Source organism: Litorivita pollutaquae, assembly GCF_003205515.1.
In the GTDB taxonomy this organism is placed as follows: Bacteria; Pseudomonadota; Alphaproteobacteria; order Rhodobacterales; family Rhodobacteraceae; genus Litorivita; species Litorivita pollutaquae.
This window is the reverse complement of sequence record NZ_KZ826482.1, coordinates 158,706-180,729: the sequence shown is the minus strand read 5'-3', so window position 1 is coordinate 180,729 and position 22,024 is coordinate 158,706. Positions and strand designations below refer to the sequence as shown.

Below are 22,024 nucleotides of genomic sequence, written 5' to 3'. Positions count from 1 at the left end.
TTCTATAGGAGCTATACCGCCATGAACATTGCATTTGTCGCATCACTTCATGAGGTTTTCGCATAGATGATCGCCCCGCGCCGGTTTTTACCCTCTATTGCGTCGTTGCGGGCGCTCGAAGCGTTGGACCGGCTGGGCAGCGCCACGGCGGTGGCAGAGGAATTGGACCTGACCCAAAGTGCGGTGAGCCGACAATTACAGGCGCTTGAGGCGCAGATTGGCTTGCCGTTGATTGTGCGCGAACGCAAGCGGATGCGGTTGACCCCCGCCGCCACGGGATATGCGGCGGACGTGCGCGAGGCCTTGCAGAAAATCACGCGCGCCTCGATAAAATTGACCCTGAACCCCAAAGGCGGGACGCTCAATTTGGCGATCTTGCCGACCTTTGGCATGCGCTGGTTGGTGCCGCGTTTGGCAGAATTTGCAAAGCTCTATCCCGAAGTTACGATCAACATGTCGACGCGGTTGAAACCGTTTAACTTTGGCGCAGAGCCCTTTGATGCGGCTATTCATTTTGGACGCGGGGATTGGCAGGGCACAGAATCCTTATTGCTTAAGGAAGAATATGTCGTGCCGGTTTGTGCGCCGCAGGTTTTGCAATCCGTGGATATAACCAAGCCTTCGGACCTGTTGCAATTGCCGCTGTTGCATATTGAAACACGTCCCGATGCATGGCGGCAATGGTTGGCGCGGCAAGGCGATGGCACGGCGGCCGCGCCCGCCCTGCCCGCCGGCACGCTTTATGACCAGTTTTCGACCATCACACAGGCGGCCATTCACGGGCTTGGCGTGGCGCTTTTGCCCGATTATCTGGTGGAACAAGATTTGGCGGCGGGGCGGTTGCAGGTGGCCTTTGGCGGTCCGACGCAAAGTCTTGGGGCCTATTATCTTGTCTGGCCGCGCGAGACGGCGCGGCAGAACGCATTGGAAGTGTTCCGCGATTGGCTTGCGACACAGGCCGAAGACGAAGACCTTTTGCCGCGCTAGGGCGCGGAGGGATCCGAACGCGGCGCGGCAGGCAGGATCACGGTAAAGGTGCTGCCCTCGCCAAGCGCGCTTTCGATGCGCAACCGCCCGCGGTGCCGGTTGATGATGTGTTTGACGATGGCAAGGCCAAGCCCCGTGCCTCCCATTTCGCGGCTGCGATGGCTGTCGACGCGATAAAATCGTTCGGTCAGTCGCGGAAGATGCAGCGGGTCGATGCCCGGCCCCCTGTCGGAAATCGCAAAGCTGACGCCCGGGCCGCGCAGGGCGGATTCGCTGTCATTATGGGCAATCTGTACCGTGACGGTTCCCTCTGCGCCGCCATATTTGATCGCATTTTCGATCAGGTTCGAGAGGACCTGCCGCAATTGATCGGGATCGCCAATGACCTCAGTTGCGGCGGTGTCGCCACCGCGCACCAGCGTGACACCGGCATCCTGCGCCAAGGGCGCAAGCGTGTGAAAGACCGAATCGGTGAGCGCGGCGATGTCCACATGTTCGTTCGGGCGCAGGCGTTCGTCGGACTCGACACGGCTTAGCGATAGCAAATCCTTGACCAACCGTTCCATTCGCGCGGCTTCGCCGGCCATGATTCCCAAAAACCGGTCGCGGGCGGCCGCATCGTCGCGGGCCGGACCGCGCAGGGTTTCGATAAATCCCATCATCGCGGTCAAAGGCGTGCGCAATTCATGGCTGACATTGGCGACAAAATCGCGGCGGATTTGGCCGGCTTGCTCGACATGTGTGATGTCTTCAAAGCACAGCAGGACACCCTCGGCGAGGCTGGTTTTGATATGGCTGACCGTGACCTTATAGGTCATATCGCGTGCCCCATCATTGGTCAGATAGCGGGTTTCACGCAGCTGGCCGTCCCTCATGACGCCTTCGACCGCATCCAGAACTCCGGGTTGCCGGATCGCGGTGATGAAATGTCGCCCGCGCAGGTTAATCCCCAAAAGCGCCAAGGCACGCGCATTGGCGCCCAGAATGCGTTCGTTCGGGGCCACCAAAAGCGCCGCCAGCGGGATCGCGGTCAAAAGGCCGTCAATGTCCTTGTCGCTCATCCATGATCCCTAGATAAAAAATTAAATACAGTAATTTAGCGTGCGACCTTAGAGTGGTTTTAGGCCGTTTTTAAACCGGCGCATGTTGTTTTGATAGCCCCGCGCAGAAGCGGTCAGCCGCTCGATCGCCGCCTTGTCCAATGTGCGCACGACCTTGCCCGGTGCGCCCATCACCAGACTGCCGTCGGGGATCTCTTTGCCTTCGGTGATTAATGCCCCCGCCCCGATCAGGCAATTTTTGCCGATCTTGGCGCCATTCAAAATCGTCGCGCCCATACCGATCAAAGAATTGTCACCGATGGTGCAGCCGTGCAGCATGGCCTTATGTCCGATGGTGCAGTTTTCGCCAACGGTCAGCGGAAATCCCATGTCTGTATGCATGACGGTGTTTTCCTGCACATTGCTGCCTTTGCCAATATGGATCACTTCGTTGTCGCCGCGCAGTGTGCTGCCGAACCAGATGCCGACGCCGCTTTCTATCACGATGCTGCCGATGACATTGGCATCGGGCGCGACCCAAAAATCGCCGTCTTCGGGGGTTTGGGGGGCTTTTCCGTCAAGGGTGTAGAGTGTCATTGCATATCCTCGAATTCTTTGTTGAGCCGCCGCACGGTCTCGACCACATCGGGTTGTTGAGACAGGCGCAGGCGCTCTGCGGTGATGATGGTTTGAAGTTTGGATTCTGTCGCGTCCAGATCGTCGTTGACCAAAACATAATCATATTCCGGCCAATGGCTTATCTCGTCGCGGCTTTTGCGCATACGGCTTTCGATCACCTCGTCGCTGTCTTGACCACGGGTGTGCAGGCGGCGTTCCAACTCGGGGATCGAGGGCGGCAGAATAAAGATCGACAACACATGTTTGCCAAGCGCCGAATTACGCACCTGTTGCCCGCCTTGCCAGTCAATATCAAAAAGCAGGTCCTGTCCGGCGGTGATGGCGGCTTCGACCGGGCCGCGCGGGCTACCATAGAGATTTCCGAACACCTCGGCGTGTTCCAACATTTGATCCTCGGCGATCATGGCTTCAAATTCTGTGCGGTCGTGGAAATAGTAATCGACGCCGTCAATTTCACCGGCACGCGGTTTGCGCGTGGTGGCCGAGACCGAAAACCGGATCTGCTCATCCCAAATGCGCAGCCGTTTGGCGAGAGTGGATTTGCCAGCGCCCGAGGGCGAGGACAGGATGATCAAAAGCCCGCGACGGGCGGCGTTCACCGAAGACATCGGGTTACTCCATATTCTGTACTTGTTCACGCAACCGGTCGATCACTGCTTTGAGATCAAGACCGATGCGGGTCAATTCCACGGCACCGGCTTTGGAACACAGCGTATTGGCCTCGCGGTTGAATTCCTGAGTGAGGAAATCCAGCTTGCGCCCCACCGGCCCCGATTGCGCCAATAGCGCGCGCGCGGCGTCAACATGGGCGGTGAGACGGTCGATTTCCTCGGTGACATCGGATTTCACCGCCAAAAGCGCCAATTCTTGCGCGACGCGGGCGGGGTCCGCGCCTTCGGTGTTATCCATCACGGCGGCAAGGTTGACCTTGAGCGCTTTGGCGGCCTCGGGCGCGCGGGCTTTTGCGGCGGATGCAGCGGCGGCCGTGAGGGTTTCGATCTCGGTAAGTTGATCCAGCAGAACCCTATGTAGCGCCCTGCCCTCATAGGCGCGCATGTCGATAAAGCTGTTGAGAACGGCGTCGAAATCCTTGGCGAGGATCTTTAACAGCGCGGCGCTGTCGTCATCGGATTTTGCGGGTTCCAAAACCCCGCGCAGACCAACGATATCGGCGGCATTGGCGGGGGCCAACGACAATCCGCGCTCCATTGCTTCATGTTCGATTTCAGCCATCGCCTCCAGAACCGAAGACAGCTGCGCGGCATTGATGGCCAATGTGCCGGCCTCTTCGCTGCGGCTGATCCGCAATGAGAGCGTGACATTGCCGCGCTGGACGGCGGCGCTGATGCGTTTGCGTAGGCCGGCTTCCAGCCCCTCGATCCAATCGGGCACGCGCAGCCGTAGATCCAAGCCCTTGGCATTGACCGAACGGATTTCCCATGCCCAACTATATGCGCCTCCATCGGTGCCTTTGGCGGCTGCAAATCCGGTCATTGATTGTCTCACGCGCGGATCACTCCCTTGGCGTCGCGCAGTGGTGCGGCAAATATGGGCGGATTTTTGCCCATGGGCGGCGGCGCGAGGTTCGTCATATTACGGCGGCGTGCGGCATATCACCGGCACAATCACCAATTGGCCTATGCCTATGATAATACGTGCCGGGTGTCCAATACCCTGTTTGGCCGGTGCGCCTTGCGCCCGGAATGGCGCGCCCCACAGGCCGCGCGACGCAGAGCAATATTAACCAATGGTCAAAATTTAACGCCAATTTTCGTTAAGCTGTGGCATATTCATATTTGGGTAGGGAATGTTAGGAACGTATTAACCCTCGCGGGCGGCGAACCTGATATACAGTGTGAGAAACGAAGGATGGACAGAGTGCAACAGGATAGCAGCAAAAATATCATCAACATGGCGCGGTTCCAAAATGAGTTGCGCTTTCCGGTGATTGCAGAGGTCGAAGCCTATTGGAACGGCCTGCGCGGAACGCGCCTCATGCCGCGGCGCTCCGAAATTGATCCGCGCGGAATTGAACGCGCCTTGGAATATGCATTTATCTTGGAACGCATCGCGCCCGGCATTGCGCGGCTGCGCATCGCCGGGTCGCATTTGACAGAATTGATGGGCATGGAAGTGCGCGGCATGCCGGTTTCGGCCCTGTTCACGCCGACGGCGCGCAAGACGATTTCCGAGAAGATGGAAGAGGTCTTTGATGGCCCGTCGATCGTTGAATTGGATATCCAGGCCGAGGGCGGCATTGGTAAACCCGTAGTCGAAGGGCGGTTGCTCTTGCTACCGCTGAAAAGCGATCTGGGCGATGTGACGCGGATTTTGGGATGTTTTGTCACGCGTGGATCGGTGGGCCGTACGCCGCGCCGGTTTAACATCACCGGCACCCGGTCCCGCGCCATCGGTGTGACCGGCGCAACTCATACGCCCGATGAAGGAGCCTTGCCCGAATTGGAGGCCGCACCGCAACTCGGCTTTAGCGCGCCCAGCACCGTATTCTCGGACGAGCCGCTCGAAACAGACCCCGGACACAGCCGTAGCAATGTGACCTATCTGCGGTTGGTGAAAAACGACGATTGAGCGCCCGTCGTGATGTGATCGGACAGGCTGAAAAAACCTGACGGATTAGGAAAAAGCGCGAGGCTCCAGCCCCGCGCTTTTTATTTTGTTTCAACGCCGTATCAAGCGAAGCTTATGTCATGTCAGGCCGCGCCCGCTGGCTTATCCGGCTTTGCTTTCCATATCCGCATCGCGGCGGTTTGATAGTTCCTCGGCCACGAGGAAGGCCAGTTCCAGAGATTGCGAGGCGTTGAGCCTTGGATCACATGCGGTGTGGTAGCGATCCGACAGGTTCTCTTCGCTGACCGCGCGCACGCCGCCGGTGCATTCGGTCACGTCTTGGCCGGTCATCTCGAAATGCACGCCGCCCGGCACGGTGCCTTCGGCATTATGCACGGCGAAGAATTCACGCACTTCGCGCAGCACGCTGTCAAACGGACGAGTTTTATATCCGGTCGAGGATTTGATCGTATTGCCATGCATCGGATCACAGGTCCAAAGCACATTGGCCCCCTCTTCTTGCACGGTTTTGATCAAACGCGGCAGGTGTTCGCCAACGGATCCCGCGCCAAACCGCGCGATCAATGTCAAACGACCGGCTTCGTTTTCAGGGTTCAATTTGGCCATCAACACCTTAAGGTCTTCGGCGGTCATCGACGGGCCGCATTTCAACCCAATCGGGTTCATCACGCCGCGGCAATATTCAACATGCGCGCCATCGGGTTGGCGTGTCCGGTCGCCGATCCAAACCATATGCCCCGATCCGGCAAGCCAATTGCCCGAGGTGCTGTCGCGGCGGGTGAGCGCCTCTTCATACTCCAGCAAAAGCGCCTCATGTGAGGTGTAAAAGCTGACCGTATGCAGCGCCGAGGAGCTGGCCGAATTTACGCCGGCGGCCTTCATGAAATCCAATGTGTCGGAAATCCGGTTGGCCATTTCGCGGTATTTTGCCGCCTTTTCGCCTTCGGTAAAGCCCAATGTCCACGCGTGGACCTGATGCACATCGGCGTAGCCGCCCGTCGAAAAGGCACGCAACAGGTTCAAGGTCGCCGCCGCCTGTGTGTAGGCTTGCAACATTTTTTTCGGGTCGGGGATGCGCGCCGCCGAGGTGAAATCCAATTCGTTGATGATGTCGCCGCGGTAGCTTGGCAATTCGACGCCATCGACCACCTCGGTCGGGGCGCTGCGCGGTTTGGCAAATTGCCCCGCCATGCGGCCGACTTTGACCACCGGCACTTTGGCGCCAAAGGTCAGAACCATCGCCATTTGCAACATCACTTTGAAAGTGTCGCGGATGCCGTCGGCGCTGAATTGTTCAAAGCTTTCGGCGCAATCGCCGCCTTGAAGCAAGAAGGCCTCGCCGCGTGCTGCGGCACCAAGCTGCGCTTTTAACCGTCTGGATTCGCCCGCAAATACGAGAGGCGGATATTTGGACAGTTGGGCCTCGACGGCCTTCAGCGCGTCTTGATCCAGATAGTCCGGCATCTGAACCCGGGGTTTGTTCCGCCAGTCGGTTTTTTGCCAATCGCTCATCGTCGTACTCCGGTCTCGCGCAGGACGTGCCGCGCGCTGCTCTTCTATGCTGCGGGTGGTTTTGGCCCGTAGCGCTCAATATCAAGCCCAACCTATACAAAACCACGCCCTAAGAGGCCATAGGGCAATTGCAGGGATTGACCTGCGCTAACATTTGCGCCCTTGTGATTGACGATCTTCGATATGCGCCGCCGCATGAATGATGTTGCCTTAGGGATGTGACCAATGGCAGAGCCCCTTTCCCCCGCCGCCGCCCTGCCCGCCCCTGCGGCGCGGCAGCGGTTTGTTTTTGTGCTTTTGGATCAATTCACATTGATGCCCTTTGCATCGGCATTGGAATGTTTGCGCGTGGTGAACCGGATGGCCAACGCGCCGTTGTACGAATGGCGCCTGGCCTGCGACGGTGGCGGGCTTGTGGTGTCCTCGTCCGGTGCGGCGTTTCAGGCCGATGATGATCTGGTCGATCTGGAGCGTGGCGATCGGGTTCTGATTTGTGGTGGCACACAGGTTCAAGCCGCCGCCAGTAAGCGGTTGCTGGGCTGGTTGCGCCGCGAAGCACGCAAGGGTGTTGTGATCGGCGGATTGTGCACCGGGGCCTATGTGCTTGCAAAGGCGGGCCTTTTGGATGGGAAACGCGCGACAATCCATTGGGAGAACCAGGACAGTTTTGCAGAAGAGTTTGAGGATGTGCAGCTGACCCGTTCGGTGTTTGTGGTCGATGGCAATCGCATCACCTGCGCCGGTGGGACCGCGTCGATCGATTTGATGTTGCAGTTGATTGGCACGGATCACGGGGCCGGATTGGCCAATGATGTGGCGGATCAATTGATTTATTCCTCGATCCGCACCGATAGCGATACGCAACGGCTGTCGGTTCCGACGCGCATTGGCGTGCGGCACCCGAAATTGGCAGCGGTGATTTTGCGGATGGAAGGCAATATCGAAGAGCCGGTAAGCCCCGCCGATCTGGCGATGGATGTGGGGTTGTCGACGCGGCAATTGGAGCGGTTGTTCCGCAGGTATCTCAATCGCAGCCCGAAGCGGTATTATATGGAGTTGCGATTGCAAAAAGCCCGTAACCTTTTGATGCAAACCGATATGACCGTGATCAATGTCGCTTTGGCTTGCGGGTTTACCTCGCCATCGCATTTCTCCAAATGCTATCGCGCGCAATATGAAACCACGCCCTACCGGGAACGCGGAATCAAAGGGCCGCCGGATCAACAATAGGTGTCTCTTCTCGGGTGGACCGTTTGGTCCACTCGATGATTTGCGGCGCTTTGCGGTGCCTGCCCTGTGCCAAAAGGTTGCATTTTGGGCGTATGCGTTGAATTTATTCCCGTCAGGCGCAAGCTGTAGCTTCCGTTACGCCGCAGGGGAACTCTGTGCTTTCCATTCTAAAAGTTCCGCAATAGGATTCTCAGCGGACTTATCGTTCCAACATGGGAGTTAGACATATGAAAAAGCTGCTTATGGCAAGCGCCGCGACGGCCTTGATCGCAGGATCGGCATCGGCCGAGAGCCACGCAAATGATGTGAAGCTTGGCGTGATCCTCGGGTTCACCGGCCCGATTGAATCGCTCACACCTTCGATGGCCGCATCGGCCGAAATGGCGATGAAAGAAGTTTCCGACAGTGGCAAACTGCTTGATGGCAAGACCGTTACACCGGTGCGCGCCGACAGCACATGCGTTGACGCCGCTGCGGCCACATCCGCTGCCGAACGGCTGATCACCTCCGAGGGGGTCAAGGGCATCATGGGCGCCGATTGCTCCGGCGTGACCGGCGCGATTTTGGCCTCTGTTGCGATGCCGAACGGCGTTGTGATGATCTCGCCCTCGGCGACGTCTCCGGCTTTGTCGGATGTCGAAGATGCCGGCATGTTCTTTCGCACCTCGCCATCGGATGCCCGTCAGGGACAGGTTCTGGCCGATCTCTTGATCGAAAAAGGTCTCAACTCCGTGGCAGTGACCTACACCAATAACGATTACGGCAAAGGTCTCGCGGACAGCTTTTCATCCGCTTATACGGCCGCGGGCGGCACCGTGACCGGAACGGCCGCACATGAAGATGGCAAAGCGGATTACTCCGCCGAAGTCGGCGCGTTGGCCTCTGCGGGCGGTGATGCGCTTGTGGTTGCAGGCTATGTGGATCAAGGCGGTCCCGGTATCATCCGCGCCTCGCTCGACAGCGGTGCGTTTGATACATTTGTTCTGCCCGATGGCATGATCGGCGCCGCACTCGAAGACACCTTCGGGTCCGACATCGACGGATCCATCGGCACAGTTCCAGGCACGGAAAGCGCAGGCGCATCGAAGATCCTTGAAATGGCGACGGCTGCGGGCTTCAACGGCGAAGGTCCCTATGTCGGCGAGAGCTATGATGCGGCGGCGTTGATGCTGCTGGCGATGCAAGCGGCAGGATCCGTTGAATCTGCTGATTATGCAGGGAAAATCATGGGTGTTGCCAATGCCCCCGGCGAAAAAATATATCCTGGTGAATTGGCCAAAGCGCTAGAAATCATCGCAGACGGCGGCGAAGTGGACTACGTCGGCGCGACAGCGGTTGAATTCATTGGCGGCGGCGAAAGCGCTGGATCCTATAAAGAGATATTGGTCGAGGGTGGCAAGTTGACCACCGTGGCCTATCGCTAATCCCTAGCAAATGAACACGAGCGGCCCGTCCTCATACGGGCCGCTTTTCCATGTCATACGAATGCGGCAAACGCATCTTTTGGGGACGGATATGATCAGGGTCGAGAACCTGCACAAACATTTCGGCGGTTTTCATGCCGTTGACGGCGCCAGCCTGACAATTGAACCGGGGTCTATCACCGGCCTTATCGGCCCGAATGGCGCAGGAAAAACCACACTTTTCAACGTGATCGCGGGCGTTCTTAAACCGACGTCGGGCCGTGTGACTATGGGGGATCTGGACATCACCGGCCTGCCCCCGCATGCGCTGTTCCACAAAGGTTTGCTTCGGACCTTTCAAATCGCACATGAGTTTGCCTCGATGTCCTGTCGCGAGAACCTGATGATGGTGCCGGGCGGACAAGCCGGTGAGGTGCTGTGGAACACATGGTTCGGACGCAAACGCATCGCGGATGAGGAACGTGCCCTGCGCGCCAAAGCCGATGAAGTACTTGAATTTCTAACGATTTCCCATTTGGCCGAACAAAAAGCCGGACAAATTTCCGGCGGGCAGAAAAAGCTTCTCGAGCTGGGCCGCACCATGATGGTCGACGCCAAAATCGTTTTTCTCGACGAGGTGGGCGCCGGCGTAAACCGCACCCTGCTCAACACTATTGGCGATGCGATTATCCGTCTCAACAAAGAGCGCGGCTATACCTTTGTGGTGATCGAACACGATATGGATTTCATCGGCCGGCTTTGCGATCCGGTGATCTGCATGGCCGAGGGCAAGGTGTTGGCCCAAGGCACATTGGACGAGATCAAGGCCAACGAGCAGGTGATCGAAGCCTATCTCGGTACCGGGTTGAAAAATAAGGAAATGTTGGCATGAGCGGGTCCAATAATGCCCCCTTTCTCATCGGTGAACATATGACCGGTGGCTATGGCAAATCCGGCCCCGATATTTTGCATGATTGCACCATCGCAGTTGATCCGGGCGAAATTGCCGTCATCGTCGGCCCCAATGGCGCGGGGAAATCCACCGCAATGAAGGCGGTGTTTGGCATGCTTGACCTGCGCAAAGGCATGGTCCGGTTGGATGGCGAAGATATCACCCGTCTCAGCCCGCAAGAGCGCGTGGCCAAAGGCATGGGATTCGTGCCGCAAACCAGTAATATTTTCACCTCGATGACCGTCGAGGAGAACCTTGAAATGGGCGCGTTTATTCGCCGCGATGATTTTTCGGATACGATGGCACAGGTCTATGACCTTTTCCCGATCCTGAAGGACAAGCGCCGCCAACCGGCGGGCGAATTGTCCGGCGGGCAACGGCAACAGGTGGCCGTGGGCCGCGCGTTGATGACCCAGCCCAAGGTTTTGATGCTCGACGAGCCGACCGCAGGGGTTTCCCCGATCGTGATGGATGAATTGTTTGACCGCATCATCGAAGTGGCACGCACCGGATTGCCGGTGCTCATGGTTGAACAAAACGCCCGACAAGCTCTTGAAATCGCGGACAAAGCCTATGTTCTGGTGCAGGGCGCCAATGCCCATACCGGCACCGGCAAAGACCTTCTGGCGGACGAAAACGTGCGCAAAAGCTTTCTGGGAGGCTAGATATGGATTTTCTCAACGCCGTTGTGGCGCTTTCCAATTACGTCGTGGTCCCCGCGATGGCCTATGGCAGCCAGCTGGCGCTTGGCGCGCTTGGGGTGACCTTGATCTACGGCATCTTGCGGTTCTCGAATTTCGCCCATGGCGATACGATGGCCTTTGGCACGATGGCTGTGGTGATGGTGACCTGGGCGTTTCAGGCGATGGGCGTTTCGATTGCGCCCTTGCCGACCGCCCTTCTCGCGCTGCCCTTTGGAATCGCGATTTGCGCCGCCCTTGTTTTGGGAACAGACCGATTGGTCTACCGGTTTTATCGTGCGCAAAAGGCCAAACCCGTGATCCTCGTCATCGTCTCCATGGGGGTGATGTTCGTGTTGAACGGGTTGGTGCGGTTTATCATTGGCGTTGATGACCAGCGCTTTGGCGATGGGGCGCGTTTGATCCTTTCGGCCCGTGATTTCAAAAAGATGACGGGACTCGACGAAGGTTTGGTGATTAAAACCTCCCAAGGTCTGACGGTGCTGACGGCGGTGATCGTCGTGGCATGGCTCTATTGGTTTTTGACCCATACGCGGTCGGGCAAATCGATGCGGGCCTATTCCGATAATGAGGATCTGGCGCTCTTGTCGGGGATCAATCCCGAACGTGTGGTGATGATCACATGGATCATTGTTGCGGCTTTGGCGACCATCGCGGGCACATTATATGGTCTGGATAAGTCCTTCAAACCTTTCACTTATTTCCAATTGCTTCTGCCGATTTTCGCGGCTGCGATTGTCGGCGGGCTTGGCTCGCCTTTGGGGGCAATTGCGGGCGGGTTCGTCATCGCCTTTTCCGAGGTCACCGTGACCTATGCATGGAAAAAGGTTTTGGTTTACCTTCTGCCAGAGGGGTTGGAACCCACGGGTCTCGTACAACTCCTCTCTACCGATTATAAATTTGCGGTCAGTTTTGTGATCTTGCTGATCGTGCTCCTTTTCCGGCCTACGGGCCTGTTCGCGGGGAAATCTGTATGAACCAGATGTCGAAATATCGCGCGCCGTTCTTGTTCGGCCTGGTCGCTGTGGCGATCCTTGGAACCGGATTTTTGCAAAGCTGGAATTCGGCCTTGTTGATCGTCAATATGGGGTTGGTCTCTGCGGTGATGGCGCTTGGCGTTAATCTGCAATGGGGGTTTGCCGGGCTGTTTAATGTCGGGGTCGTCGGGTTTTTGGCACTTGGCGGGTTGGCGACGGTGCTGACCTCGATGCCGCCGGTGGCCGAAGCATGGAGCGCCGGCGGATTGCGTATTCTTGCCGGGCTGGCGCTTGGCGCGGCGACATTAACTTTGGCCGTTATAACTTTCAAACACATGCAGAAATCACGCACACGCACGGCGGCTCTTTTGGTGATTTTGGTCGGTGGGTTTTTCTTGTTTCGCTTTGTCTTTGACGGCGGTGTGGCGGCTGTCGAAGCGGTTAATCCGGCGGCGACCGGATACCTTGGCGGGCTTGGGCTTCCGGTTCTGTTAGCTTGGCCAATGGGGGGTGTTTTGGCCGCAGGTGCGGCTTGGCTAATCGGGAAAACTGCTTTGGGTTTGCGGTCTGACTATTTGGCGATTGCAACACTCGGGATTGCCGAGATCATTATTGCGGTGATGAAAAACGAAGACTGGTTGGCGCGCGGTGTGAAGAACGTGATCGGCCTGCCGCGCCCGGTGCCCTATGAGGTGGATTTGCAAAGTGATCCGGCGTTCGTTGCAAGCGCGGCGAACCTCGGGATCGATCCGGTCACCGCATCGACGCTCTATGTCAAACTCGGTTATATGGCCCTATTTACAGTGGTGCTATTGATCTTGTTTTGGATGGCACAGCGCGCTTTGCATAGCCCGTGGGGCCGGATGATGCGGGCCATTCGTGACAATGAGGTCGCGGCCAACGCGATGGGCAAAGATGTCACCGCGCGACATCTACAGGTGTTTATCCTTGGCTCTGCGGTTTGCGGCATTGCCGGTGCGATGATGACCACATTGGACGGGCAATTGACCCCGGGATCCTACCAACCTTTGCGCTACACCTTTTTGATTTGGGTGATGGTGATTGTTGGCGGGTCAGGCAACAATTTGGGCTCGATTTTGGGCGGGATGCTGATTTGGTTTCTGTGGGTTCAAGTCGAACCCATGGGGCATTTCCTATTGGGTCTGATCACGGCCGGCATGGCGGATGGATCCGCATTGAAATCACATCTATTGGACAGCGCAGCGCATATGCGATTGTTGACCATGGGTTTGATTTTGCTGCTTGTTTTACGCTTCAGCCCACGTGGTTTGATCCCAGAGGAATAGAACCTTATAAATAACAAACGCCCTCTTGCTGCGTGCCGGAGGGCGTTTTTTTATCGCGTTCCCTGTTTGTGGACCGAATGGTCTAGCGGCCTTTGAACAAGCTTCCGAGTATGCCGCGCACGATGCGGCGACCCGTGGTGCCGGTCAATTCCTTGACGATATTTTTTCCGAGCTTTTCTCCAAAGGTATCACCACGCGAATTGCTACGTTTGCTGCGCGCGCTGGATTTTTCCACCCGGCTGCCGGAATAACGCCGCCCTGCGCGATACTCGCGTTCGGCGGTGGCCGCTTCTTCTTCCTTGGCTTCAGCCTCTGCTGCGGCTTTGGCGGCGGCGTCGGCCCGCTCTGCCAATACCTCATGCGCCGAACGACGATCCACCATAGCCTCGTATTTTCCGGCAACGGGGGATGCGGCCATCACAGCTTTACGCGCCTCTGGACCGATCGGTCCAAGTTGCGAACTGGGCGGGCGAATGAGCGTACGTTCGACCACTCCGGGGATGCCCTTTTTTTGCAGCATCGAGGTCACCGCTTCGCCGACACCGACTTCACGGATCGCTTCTTCGGTATCGAAACGCGGGTTGTCGCGGTAGGTTTCGGCGGCCATGCGCAATTCCTTACGGTCCTTGGCGGTAAAGGCGCGCAGAGCATGTTGGAACCGGTTGCCAAGCTGCCCCAAAATGTCTTCGGGAACATCGGCGGGGTTTTGTGTAATGAAATATACCCCGACGCCTTTGGAGCGGATCAGCCGCGCGACTTGCTCGACTTTATCTGTCAATGCCTTTGGCGCGTCGTCAAACAACAGGTGCGCCTCGTCAAAGAAAAAGACCAATTTGGGTTTGTCCGGATCGCCGACCTCGGGCAGTTCTTCGAAAAGTTCCGACAAGAGCCACAACAGGAAGGTCGCGTATAGACGTGGCGCACCCATCAATTGGTCGGCGGCAAGGATGTTGATGTAGCCGCGCCCCGACGGATCGCATTGCATCATGTCGTGCAGATCCAGCGCCGGTTCGCCAAACAGTTTGGCGCCGCCTTGATTTTCCAACACAAGCAACCGTCGTTGGATTGCGCCAATGGATTGCACCGAAATATTACCGTAGCGTAGCGACAGATCGGCGCGGTTTTTGCCGGTCCACACCAACAGTGATTGCAGATCTTTAAGATCCAGAAGCGGCAGGCCCTGTTCGTCCGACAGGCGGAAAGCGATGTTTAAAATACCCTCCTGCGCTTCGGACAATTCCAACAGTCGGCTGAGCAAAAGCGGCCCCATTTCCGCGACTGTCGTGCGCACCGGATGGCCAGAGGCTCCGAACAGATCCCAAAACGTCACGGGAAAACGATCGTAACTGTAATCATCAAACCCGATTGTTGCCGCGCGCTCCGAGAACGAGGTGTGGAGCTTGTGATTGGGATCGCCTGCGGCGGCAAGGCCGGAGAGGTCGCCTTTGACGTCCGATAGGAAGACCGGCACGCCGGCGGCGGAAAACCCTTCGGCGAGGATTTGCAATGTGACGGTTTTGCCCGTCCCCGTGGCACCGGCGATCAGCCCGTGCCGGTTGGCGTATTTCAGGCTGAGCCCCTGTTTTTCGCCATAATCCGGCCCGCCGCCGCCGATGAAAATACTATTGTCCACGGATAATGCCCCTTTGTCGCAACCAGTCGTCGCATTGAAAATACAACCTTAACCTATTTACGCCAGTCTAAACCCTGTTCGAGGTCGCATGTCCTCCTTGATCTTGAACTACTTCCTCCCTGTCAGACTGGCCGCGCCGCATTGGTGCGGCCCTTTTTTCTTATCACCGGTGCGCCAAATCGGGCCGGTTGTTCAGCAGGCGAGCTGCTGCGCCGGAATTATATGCAGATGGGCCGCCCATCCGATGGATTTGCGCGCCGCAACGCATTCACGGCAATTCTTTATTGACGGACTCCTGATCTGCGCCTAGCGTGGAGTAGATAATAAGTCGGCCAGTTCGACAGGGAAAAAGTGAAAAGGGAGCTTTCGGGCTCCTTTTTCTACGTTTATCCAATAGGTTACCTCTCACACTTCATCTTGGTTTAATGTGCCGTATTCTGGTTGAGCACTGCCAAGCCCCCCTGTCAACGCGGCGTGCCGGCGTTTGGATTGGCGAATTCCTGCCTTTGCGATCGTGCCGCGCGGTATTTTGCTCCTGACAGCGCTTTGGCCCCATGTTAGGTAGTCGGGGAATTGTATTAACAGATGGGGACATCTATGCCCAAACTTCTCACCAGTCTTTCTCTTGCTGCTCTGCTGGCGGCCTCCACGGCTTTTGCCCAATCCGCCGATACGGCTGCGCCTGCTGATTCTGCGCCCGCCGCAGAGGCCAATGAAGGCACCGCCGATGGCGGTTTGGTCGTTGGGCAAGAAGAGGCACCTGCGGGCCCCTATACCAAGGAGGAGGTCGGTGATTGGCGTTTGCAGTGCTTCCCGAAGGCCGATGCGAAATCCGACGATGATCCCTGCCACATCTATCAGCTTCTGAAAGATGAGACGGGCAATGCTGTGGCTGAAATCAGCCTGTTCCGCCTGCCCGAAGGGGGCAAGGCCGTGGCCGGTGCGACGGTGGTTGTGCCGCTCGAAACCTTGTTGACGGCGCAATTGCGCATTTCGGTGGATGGCAGCAAAGCCAAGGTTTACCCCTATTCCTTCTGCAATAAAATCGGATGCTATGCGCGGATCGGCCTGACCCCCGAGGATATCGCACAATTTAAAAAGGGCGCCAAAGCCAATGTGACCTTGGTGCCGTTTGTGGCCCCGGATCAAAAGATCACTTTGGACCTGTCCCTGACCGGTTTCACTGCCGGATATGACAAAGCGTCGGTCGTCGCGCAGTAAGAATCCCGCCGACAAACCGAACACAAAAAGAACCGCCGGACCTATGAAGGATGCGGCGGTTTTTTTTACTGTGGTTTATGCCGTGTTCTTAAGGTGCTTTACGCAGAGCCAGAACCGCGTTCAACCCGCCGAAGGCAAACGCATTCGACAAGGCTACTTCGACCTTTGTTTCGCGCGCCACATTGGGCACCGCGTCGAGGGCGCATTCGGGATCGGGTTCTTCATAGCCGATGGTCGGCGCAATCACCCCGTCGCGCAGCGCCATGATACAGGCCAGCAATTCCACCGCGCCCGTGCCACCGATCAAATGGCCATGCATGGATTTGGTTGATGAGATCATCAAATTATCCGCATGGGGACCAAAGGCATCGGCCACGGCCGCACATTCGGTTTTGTCATTGGCCGCTGTGCCGGTGCCGTGGGCGTTGATATAGCCGACTTGTTCGGGATTGACGCCCGCGTCTTTCATTGCGCCGCTGATTGCGCGGGCGGCGCCCTGTTTGGACGGCATGACAATATCGGAGGCATCCGAGGACATCGAATATCCGATCACTTCGGCCAAAATCTCTGCGCCGCGCTTTTTGGCGTGCTCCAGTTCTTCAAAGACAAAGACGCCCGCGCCTTCGCCTTGAACCATGCCATTGCGGTTGGCCGAGAACGGCCGGCAGGCGTCGCGGCTCATCACCCGGAGGCCTTCCCATGCTTTGACCCCGCCAAAGCACAGCATGCTTTCCGATCCGCCGGTGACCATCGCCGGTGCCATGCCCGAGCGCACCATCATGAAGGCTTGGGCCATGGCGTGGTTGGAGCTGGCGCAGGCGGTCGAGACGGTGAAGCTCGGGCCTTTGAGGTTGTATTCCATGCTGACGTGGCTGGCCGCCGAATTGTTCATCAATTTGGGCACCACGAAAGGATGCACGCGGTTTTTACCCTCTTCATAAACGGCGCGGTAATTGTCATCCCAAGTGGACACGCCGCCGCCCGCCGTGCCAAACACGACACCCGAGCGCGCCGCCAAATCGCCGACGAATTCCAACCCCGATTGGCCAATCGCCTCTTTGGCTGCCTCAAGCGTGAATTGGGTGAACCTATCATAGAGCGCGATTTGCTGACGGTTGAACCGGCCTTCGGCTTCAAATCCCTTGACCTGACCACCGATGGTGATGGCCAGACGATCAACATCGCGAAACTCCAATGGGCCAATGCCGCACTGCCCCTCGCGCATGGCCTCCAGGGTTTGCGGCACGTTGTGCCCGAGCGCATTGATCGTTCCTGCGCCGGTGATGACGACCCGATTCACGATTGTTCTTTCACCAATTTCTCGATGCCCGCGACAATCGAGGCCACAGAGGAGATATCAAAATCGCTCTCGCTTGGGTCATTGGCGTTAAAGGGAACGGTGATGTCAAAGGCTTCTTCAATGGCGAAAATGCTTTCCACAAGGCCAAGACTGTCGATGCCGAGGCTTTCTAATGTGCTGTCCATTTTGACATCGTTGGGTTCGAGAACCGCTTGCTCTGCGATGATGCCGATCACTGTGTTTTTAATATCCATGGAGGCCTCTTTTCATAGGGTCCGGTGGGGCCGTCGTGTGGGGCCCACTGCTGGGTCCGAAAGGTCGCGCAAGATTTAGTCGTTCACGCCGCTCTTGGAAACCAATTTCTTAATCGTGGCAAATTCACGCATCATGCGGGGCAATCGGCGCAGGGCTTTGTAGGTTTCGATATGGTTGTCCATTTTCATTGCTGGATACCCCAACATGACGCGCCCTGCGGGCACATTGGCGAGCACTTTGGTCGCCCCGCCGGTCACCGCGCCATCACCGATAAACAGGTTGTCGGAGACGCCGGTTTGACCGCCCAAAACCACGGCGCGGCCCAAACGGGTTGATCCGGCGATGCCGACCTGTGCGCAGATCAAACAATCATCGCCGACGACGACATTATGGCCGATCTGCGCGAGGTTATCGATCTTGACGCCATTGCCGATGCGGGTGGCGCGCACGGTGCCATTGTCAATACAGGCGCTTGCGCCGATTTCGACGTCATCGCCAATTTCGACCGTGCCGAGGCTGTGGATGCGGGCATAGGATTGTCCGGCGGATTGGGTGGCGGTTTGATCCGCGCCAAGGCTATCGCGCACCGCCTCGATATGGCTGGGCTCTGGCGTGACAAAGGAAAATCCGTCGCCGCCGATGCGGGCCCCCGGTTGGGCGATAAAGCGCGCACCAATACGGACCCGCGCACCAATGCTGACGCCCTCGCGCAGATATGCGCCTTCGCCAATTTCGGCATCCCAACCGATATGGCACTGCGGACCCAAAACGCTGCCCGCGCCGATGCGCGCGCCTTTGGCGATGACGCAAAGCGGTCCGATGCGCACGTCTTCACCGATCTCGGCGCTTGGGTCGATCACCGCCGAGGCATGATGCCCCGCGTCGAACCCCTGCCCCGCATCCAGCATCGCCGATAGGCCCGACATCGCAAACCGTGGCCGCGGGGCGATGATGGCTGCCTCCAAGCCCAAAGCCGCGAAATCCGCCCCTTCCCAAAGCATCGCCGCGCGGGCGTCGCCATGGGCAAGGTGTTCGGCGTATTTCGGGCTCATGGCGAGGGCCAGCGTCGTCGCGCTTGCATCTTGTGGTTCCGCAGTGCCGGTGATCACAATATCCAAGGCGCCAAAGGCTTTCGCCCCCAGCGCCTCAGCAATCTGTCCTACCGTATAGGAAATCATTGGCCGTTCTCCCGCATCCTTGCGGAATGTTTAGCCGCCCACCGCGCGCAACGCCACCCCTTCGCGCGCCAGTGCCTTCCAGATGGTCGCATCGCGCCCGTAGATATCGCGGCGGTATTCTACGCCGCCCTTCGCCGTGGTGAAGGCGGTGCGGTAAATCAAATGCACCGGCACCGGTTCTTCGAGGGGCACCACCGATTCCTGACCGGTTTTCAAATGTGCATGAAAGACGCCTTTGGGATCATTGGTCTGTTTGGCCAGAAGCGCATAGGCAAAATCAAACGGGTCCGCGAGCCGGATACAGCCATGGCTGAACGCGCGCACTTCACGATTGAACAGGCTTTTGGACGGCGTGTCATGCAGATAGATGTTATATTTGTTCGGGAACATGAACTTCACCAACCCCAATGCGTTGCCGTCCGAAGGCGGTTGCTTGAGGTTGAACGGGAAGGTTTTCGCGGTGTAGGAATTGAAGTTCACCGCGCTGCGGCTGACGGTGCGGCCGCGCGCATCGACAATGCGCAGATGTCCCGCTGCATTGGGGTTCCGCTTGAGCATCGGCAGGTATTCCTTGACGGTGATCGAGCGCGGCACATTCCATGTCGGGTTGATCACCATGAATTCCATCACATCGGAGAATTCAGGACTGCGGCGATCCCGGTCGGTTGCACCGATCACGGAACGGGTGCGGAATGTTTCGCGGTTGTTGTCGATGATACGGGCGGTGAAATCGGTCAGATTGACGAGGATATGACGTTTTCCGCGCCCCTGTGGCAGGTTCATCCAACGTTCGCGCTCCATCGCGACGATCACCGCGCGCAAACGGTCATCCACACCTTTGTTGAGTTCGGCCATCGTGCCCGCACCGGCGACGCCATCAGCGGACAATCCATTGTCCCCCTGAAACCGCTGCACGGCTTTTTGCAAATCGGCGTCATAGGTTTGCGAGGCGCTGCGGCGCAGATACCCCATGGCGATCAATCGGTTGCGCAGGGCGACCACCGCCGGACCCGATGCGCCGGGTTTGAGAGACTTTGCCGGGACAGTTGGCCCCCACCCGCCTTTGCCAAGCTGACGTTCGAGGGTCATTTTGGCTTTCATCAGGCGGGTGTATTCGGGGCTTTTGGGAGGCAAGGCGCGGAAGAACCCCGCAGGCGAGCTTTTGGCGAAATTCACCAAATAGGAGCTGCGGTCGCGCAGGGGCACGTCACGTTTGATTTCTGAGATCACGCGTTTGGGCACCAAGGTGCCGGTTTGCATCGAGGTGGCCAGATCAAGGAAACGGCGGGAAAATTCGACTTCCAAGCGCCCGCGATCACGCGGGGATTTGGCGGTTTTCACCAAGGCTTTCAGTTCGTCGCCCTTATAGCGGCTGCCTGGCAATCCGTGGTCATCGGCGCTTTTTATGGCGCGGAAGAGAGCATTGCGGCGATTGCTGAACCGCCCGCCCGACCCGATCCACAGAGGTTTGTAATCGTTGGCTTTGTAAAAGGCGGCCAGATCGCGATCGTTCGATGCGGATTCCGCGATGGCCTGTTTAAAGGCGGTCACCTGTGCCGTGGCGGGTGCGGCGTGGGTCAAAAGCCCCAAGACCATCGCCATAATTGCGAAAAATGACCGGATTGCTCCGCCACGATATGCCAAAGACATACTCTAACTCCCAAGAATTTTCTGCGCGCGTAAATCTATATGTAGTATGTGTTTCTGCAACTTGGCCGTATTTGTCCATTCACATTTTGTCCATCTGGATAACTACCGGCAGGGCGCGACCCAAAATCCACGCATTTGGGGGGAAACGCCGCCCTCCTGCCCCCGATGCGCAGGTTTTTGCCGAAATGCATCGCGATTTGGCTGTCATTTCAAAACGCACTATGCGCGTGATTCTAACTGTGTAATAAAACCTGTGCATCTGGGGATGAGATGGCAGGAGCCGCGCAGCGTCGCGGCGACAACAGGTAAGCGACGGGACTGGCGCAGACATATGACTGATACAAGCTCGACGGGCATTTCGAGGCGTGCTCTTTTAGGTGCATTCGCAGCAACAACTTTAGTTGCCGCTCCAAATTTTTCCAATGCAGCGGGTTTCCTGCGCGGGGCTGGCGATATTCGCCGCGTGCGCATGTTTTCGCCCCGGACCGGTGAAAAGATCGACATGATCTATTGGGTCGAAGGCGATTACATCAAGGACGCCGTGGATGAAATCCACCATTTTATGCGCGATTGGCGCACCAATCAGGTCAAGAAAATCGACCTGCGCACCATCGACATCATGGCGGCGGCGCATAACCTTCTGGGTGTGAGCGAACCCTATATGTTGCTTTCCGGGTATCGCAGCCCCAAAACCAATGCGATGCTGCGGGCGCGTTCTTCGGGTGTGGCGAAAAATTCGCTTCATATGAAGGGCCAAGCGGCAGATCTTCGGCTTGCCTCGCGGTCGGTCGGACAGGTGGCCAAAGCGGCGTCCGCCTGTCACGCGGGTGGCGTCGGACGATATTCCCGTTCGGATTTTGTGCATATGGATTGCGGTCCGGTGCGCAATTGGGGTCGGTAATTCTCATTTTATTTCAGCGCCTTGCATGGCATTCTTAAGAAAAAGCGCGCCATTTCCGGCGCGTTTTTTGGTTTTCGAAGGGCGTGAATGCGCGCGTGGTCTAGACCGCGTTCTTTCTTCGAAAATCACGGCGCGCCATGAGGCGCCTTTGACATCCCGCTCCTAAACTCCGTTCCCTTATGCGGTTCAACGTCAGTCTGATGTTGGTGCCGACGATTGCGCGGCAGATCTGCCGCGCTTACAACTTTGGCGAATGTGTAACACGCCACCGCCTCGCATATCGCATGCGGGTGCCGCTGGCATCACGGCCGCATCGGCGTGGAGGGTGTAAGCGCATCGTGTGCTCTATTCTGCCGCCGGATTGCATGTGATTGGTGGTCAGTCCGTCTGCCGCTTAGCGGACAATCAGGCGCTTACGGGTGGGGCTGCTGCGCAGGCGCGCGCGGCGCTTTTTCTCCGGTGCGGGCTGCTCTTTATGTGCCGCTGACACGGGGGTAATGAGATCCAATATTGAAGCGCAGTTTCGCGATATAATGCACGGATTTATCG

Annotated in this window: 20 protein-coding genes; 10 read left to right on the top strand and 10 right to left on the bottom strand. The window is 57.6% G+C overall.

Going from position 1 to position 22,024, the window contains the following annotated elements:
* Nucleotides 1–66 precede the first annotated feature (66 nt).
* Nucleotides 67–987: a LysR family transcriptional regulator gene (locus DI396_RS04790; RefSeq protein ID WP_110795050.1), complete on the top strand. Its 921-nt coding sequence runs from the start codon at nt 67–69 to the stop codon at nt 985–987.
* Here DI396_RS04790 and DI396_RS04785 read toward each other — a convergent pair.
* The 4 genes from DI396_RS04785 to DI396_RS04770 are packed head-to-tail and all read right to left on the bottom strand — an operon-like array spanning nt 984 to nt 4,160.
* Complete coding sequence (locus DI396_RS04785) at nt 984–2,048, bottom strand: ATP-binding protein (RefSeq protein WP_110795049.1); 1,065 nt, start codon at nt 2,046–2,048, stop codon at nt 984–986. The genes DI396_RS04790 and DI396_RS04785 overlap by 4 nt on opposite strands.
* A 48-nt stretch (nt 2,049–2,096) precedes the next feature.
* The gene (locus DI396_RS04780) at nt 2,097–2,624 is read right to left on the bottom strand and encodes a gamma carbonic anhydrase family protein (RefSeq protein WP_110795048.1); all 528 of its coding nucleotides are present in this window, start codon (nt 2,622–2,624) and stop codon (nt 2,097–2,099) included.
* On the bottom strand, nt 2,621–3,274 hold the full coding sequence (gene gmk, locus DI396_RS04775) for a guanylate kinase (RefSeq protein WP_110795047.1): 654 nt from the start codon (nt 3,272–3,274) through the stop codon (nt 2,621–2,623). Before gmk ends, DI396_RS04780 begins: the two co-directional genes overlap by 4 nt.
* Before the next feature lie 4 nt (nt 3,275–3,278).
* Nucleotides 3,279–4,160: a YicC/YloC family endoribonuclease gene (locus DI396_RS04770; RefSeq protein ID WP_110795046.1), complete on the bottom strand. Its 882-nt coding sequence runs from the start codon at nt 4,158–4,160 to the stop codon at nt 3,279–3,281.
* Nucleotides 4,161–4,544: 384 nt separating this feature from the next.
* On the opposite strand from DI396_RS04770, the gene DI396_RS04765 reads away from it, so the two are divergent.
* Nucleotides 4,545–5,255, top strand: a complete 711-nt coding sequence (locus DI396_RS04765) for a PAS domain-containing protein (protein WP_235851745.1) — start codon at nt 4,545–4,547, stop codon at nt 5,253–5,255.
* A gap of 141 nt (nt 5,256–5,396) precedes the next feature.
* Here the strand turns inward: DI396_RS04765 and DI396_RS04760 are convergent, their stop codons facing one another.
* A complete protein-coding gene (locus DI396_RS04760) occupies nt 5,397–6,767 on the bottom strand; it encodes a class II 3-deoxy-7-phosphoheptulonate synthase (protein ID WP_110795045.1) in 1,371 nt (456 codons plus the stop codon).
* A 225-nt stretch (nt 6,768–6,992) separates the two neighbouring features.
* On the opposite strand from DI396_RS04760, the gene DI396_RS04755 reads away from it, so the two are divergent.
* The 6 genes from DI396_RS04755 (at nt 6,993) to DI396_RS04730 (ending at nt 13,337) form a co-directional block, all read left to right on the top strand.
* Nucleotides 6,993–7,997 carry a GlxA family transcriptional regulator gene (locus DI396_RS04755; RefSeq protein WP_110795044.1) on the top strand — a complete coding sequence of 335 codons (1,005 nt, stop codon included), beginning with the start codon at nt 6,993–6,995 and terminating at the stop codon, nt 7,995–7,997.
* Nucleotides 7,998–8,224: 227 nt separating this feature from the next.
* Nucleotides 8,225–9,421: an ABC transporter substrate-binding protein gene (locus DI396_RS04750; protein ID WP_110795043.1), complete on the top strand. Its 1,197-nt coding sequence runs from the start codon at nt 8,225–8,227 to the stop codon at nt 9,419–9,421.
* A gap of 91 nt (nt 9,422–9,512) precedes the next feature.
* On the top strand, nt 9,513–10,292 hold the full coding sequence (locus tag DI396_RS04745; protein ID WP_110795366.1) for an ABC transporter ATP-binding protein: 780 nt from the start codon (nt 9,513–9,515) through the stop codon (nt 10,290–10,292).
* Nucleotides 10,289–11,017, top strand: coding sequence for an ABC transporter ATP-binding protein (locus DI396_RS04740; RefSeq protein ID WP_110795042.1), 729 nt, complete (start codon nt 10,289–10,291; stop codon nt 11,015–11,017). The genes DI396_RS04745 and DI396_RS04740 overlap by 4 nt, the downstream gene beginning before the upstream one ends.
* A 2-nt stretch (nt 11,018–11,019) precedes the next feature.
* Complete coding sequence (locus tag DI396_RS04735; RefSeq protein ID WP_110795041.1) at nt 11,020–12,030, top strand: branched-chain amino acid ABC transporter permease; 1,011 nt, start codon at nt 11,020–11,022, stop codon at nt 12,028–12,030.
* Nucleotides 12,027–13,337 (top strand): branched-chain amino acid ABC transporter permease, encoded by a 1,311-nt coding sequence (locus DI396_RS04730; protein WP_407936296.1) that lies wholly within the window; start codon nt 12,027–12,029, stop codon nt 13,335–13,337. Before DI396_RS04735 ends, DI396_RS04730 begins: the two co-directional genes overlap by 4 nt.
* 82 nt (nt 13,338–13,419) lie before the next feature.
* Here DI396_RS04730 and DI396_RS04725 read toward each other — a convergent pair whose 3' ends face one another.
* Nucleotides 13,420–14,970, bottom strand: a complete 1,551-nt coding sequence (locus tag DI396_RS04725) for a helicase HerA-like domain-containing protein (RefSeq protein WP_110795040.1) — start codon at nt 14,968–14,970, stop codon at nt 13,420–13,422.
* Between the two features lie 597 nt (nt 14,971–15,567).
* Between DI396_RS04725 and DI396_RS04720 the strand changes: the two genes are divergently transcribed.
* Nucleotides 15,568–16,191: an invasion associated locus B family protein gene (locus DI396_RS04720; RefSeq protein ID WP_110795039.1), complete on the top strand. Its 624-nt coding sequence runs from the start codon at nt 15,568–15,570 to the stop codon at nt 16,189–16,191.
* Nucleotides 16,192–16,279: 88 nt separating this feature from the next.
* Here the strand turns inward: DI396_RS04720 and DI396_RS04715 are convergent, their stop codons facing one another.
* The 4 genes from DI396_RS04715 to DI396_RS04700 form a co-directional block, all read right to left on the bottom strand.
* Nucleotides 16,280–17,491, bottom strand: a complete 1,212-nt coding sequence (locus DI396_RS04715; RefSeq protein ID WP_110795038.1) for a beta-ketoacyl-[acyl-carrier-protein] synthase family protein — start codon at nt 17,489–17,491, stop codon at nt 16,280–16,282.
* Nucleotides 17,488–17,745, bottom strand: a complete 258-nt coding sequence (locus DI396_RS04710) for an acyl carrier protein (RefSeq protein WP_110795037.1) — start codon at nt 17,743–17,745, stop codon at nt 17,488–17,490. Before DI396_RS04710 ends, DI396_RS04715 begins: the two co-directional genes overlap by 4 nt.
* A 75-nt stretch (nt 17,746–17,820) precedes the next feature.
* Nucleotides 17,821–18,921: a UDP-3-O-(3-hydroxymyristoyl)glucosamine N-acyltransferase gene (locus DI396_RS04705; RefSeq protein WP_204362803.1), complete on the bottom strand. Its 1,101-nt coding sequence runs from the start codon at nt 18,919–18,921 to the stop codon at nt 17,821–17,823.
* A 33-nt stretch (nt 18,922–18,954) separates the two neighbouring features.
* Complete coding sequence (locus DI396_RS04700) at nt 18,955–20,574, bottom strand: L,D-transpeptidase family protein (protein ID WP_110795035.1); 1,620 nt, start codon at nt 20,572–20,574, stop codon at nt 18,955–18,957.
* A gap of 331 nt (nt 20,575–20,905) precedes the next feature.
* On the opposite strand from DI396_RS04700, the gene DI396_RS04695 reads away from it, so the two are divergent.
* Nucleotides 20,906–21,475 carry a peptidoglycan L,D-endopeptidase MepK gene (locus tag DI396_RS04695; protein ID WP_110795034.1) on the top strand — a complete coding sequence of 190 codons (570 nt, stop codon included), beginning with the start codon at nt 20,906–20,908 and terminating at the stop codon, nt 21,473–21,475.
* The last annotated feature ends 549 nt before the right edge of the window (nt 21,476–22,024 follow it).

Bases quoted from the DNA above. Each gene is read 5' to 3' on its own strand.
- DI396_RS04750 (WP_110795043.1), top strand. From the start codon at position 8,225: ATGAAAAAGCTGCTTATGGCAAGCGCCGCGACGGCCTTGATCGCAGGA.
- DI396_RS04735 (WP_110795041.1), top strand. From the start codon at position 11,020: ATGGATTTTCTCAACGCCGTTGTGGCGCTTTCCAATTACGTCGTGGTC.
- DI396_RS04720 (WP_110795039.1), top strand. From the start codon at position 15,568: ATGCCCAAACTTCTCACCAGTCTTTCTCTTGCTGCTCTGCTGGCGGCC.
- gmk (WP_110795047.1), bottom strand. From the start codon at position 3,274: ATGTCTTCGGTGAACGCCGCCCGTCGCGGGCTTTTGATCATCCTGTCC.
- DI396_RS04780 (WP_110795048.1), bottom strand. From the start codon at position 2,624: ATGACACTCTACACCCTTGACGGAAAAGCCCCCCAAACCCCCGAAGAC.
- DI396_RS04760 (WP_110795045.1), bottom strand. From the start codon at position 6,767: ATGAGCGATTGGCAAAAAACCGACTGGCGGAACAAACCCCGGGTTCAG.
- DI396_RS04770 (WP_110795046.1), bottom strand. From the start codon at position 4,160: ATGACCGGATTTGCAGCCGCCAAAGGCACCGATGGAGGCGCATATAGT.
- DI396_RS04700 (WP_110795035.1), bottom strand. From the start codon at position 20,574: ATGTCTTTGGCATATCGTGGCGGAGCAATCCGGTCATTTTTCGCAATT.
- DI396_RS04695 (WP_110795034.1), top strand. From the start codon at position 20,906: ATGACTGATACAAGCTCGACGGGCATTTCGAGGCGTGCTCTTTTAGGT.
- DI396_RS04790 (WP_110795050.1), top strand. From the start codon at position 67: ATGATCGCCCCGCGCCGGTTTTTACCCTCTATTGCGTCGTTGCGGGCG.
- DI396_RS04730 (WP_407936296.1), top strand. From the start codon at position 12,027: ATGAACCAGATGTCGAAATATCGCGCGCCGTTCTTGTTCGGCCTGGTC.
- DI396_RS04710 (WP_110795037.1), bottom strand. From the start codon at position 17,745: ATGGATATTAAAAACACAGTGATCGGCATCATCGCAGAGCAAGCGGTT.
- DI396_RS04785 (WP_110795049.1), bottom strand. From the start codon at position 2,048: ATGAGCGACAAGGACATTGACGGCCTTTTGACCGCGATCCCGCTGGCG.
- DI396_RS04740 (WP_110795042.1), top strand. From the start codon at position 10,289: ATGAGCGGGTCCAATAATGCCCCCTTTCTCATCGGTGAACATATGACC.
- DI396_RS04755 (WP_110795044.1), top strand. From the start codon at position 6,993: ATGGCAGAGCCCCTTTCCCCCGCCGCCGCCCTGCCCGCCCCTGCGGCG.
- DI396_RS04745 (WP_110795366.1), top strand. From the start codon at position 9,513: ATGATCAGGGTCGAGAACCTGCACAAACATTTCGGCGGTTTTCATGCC.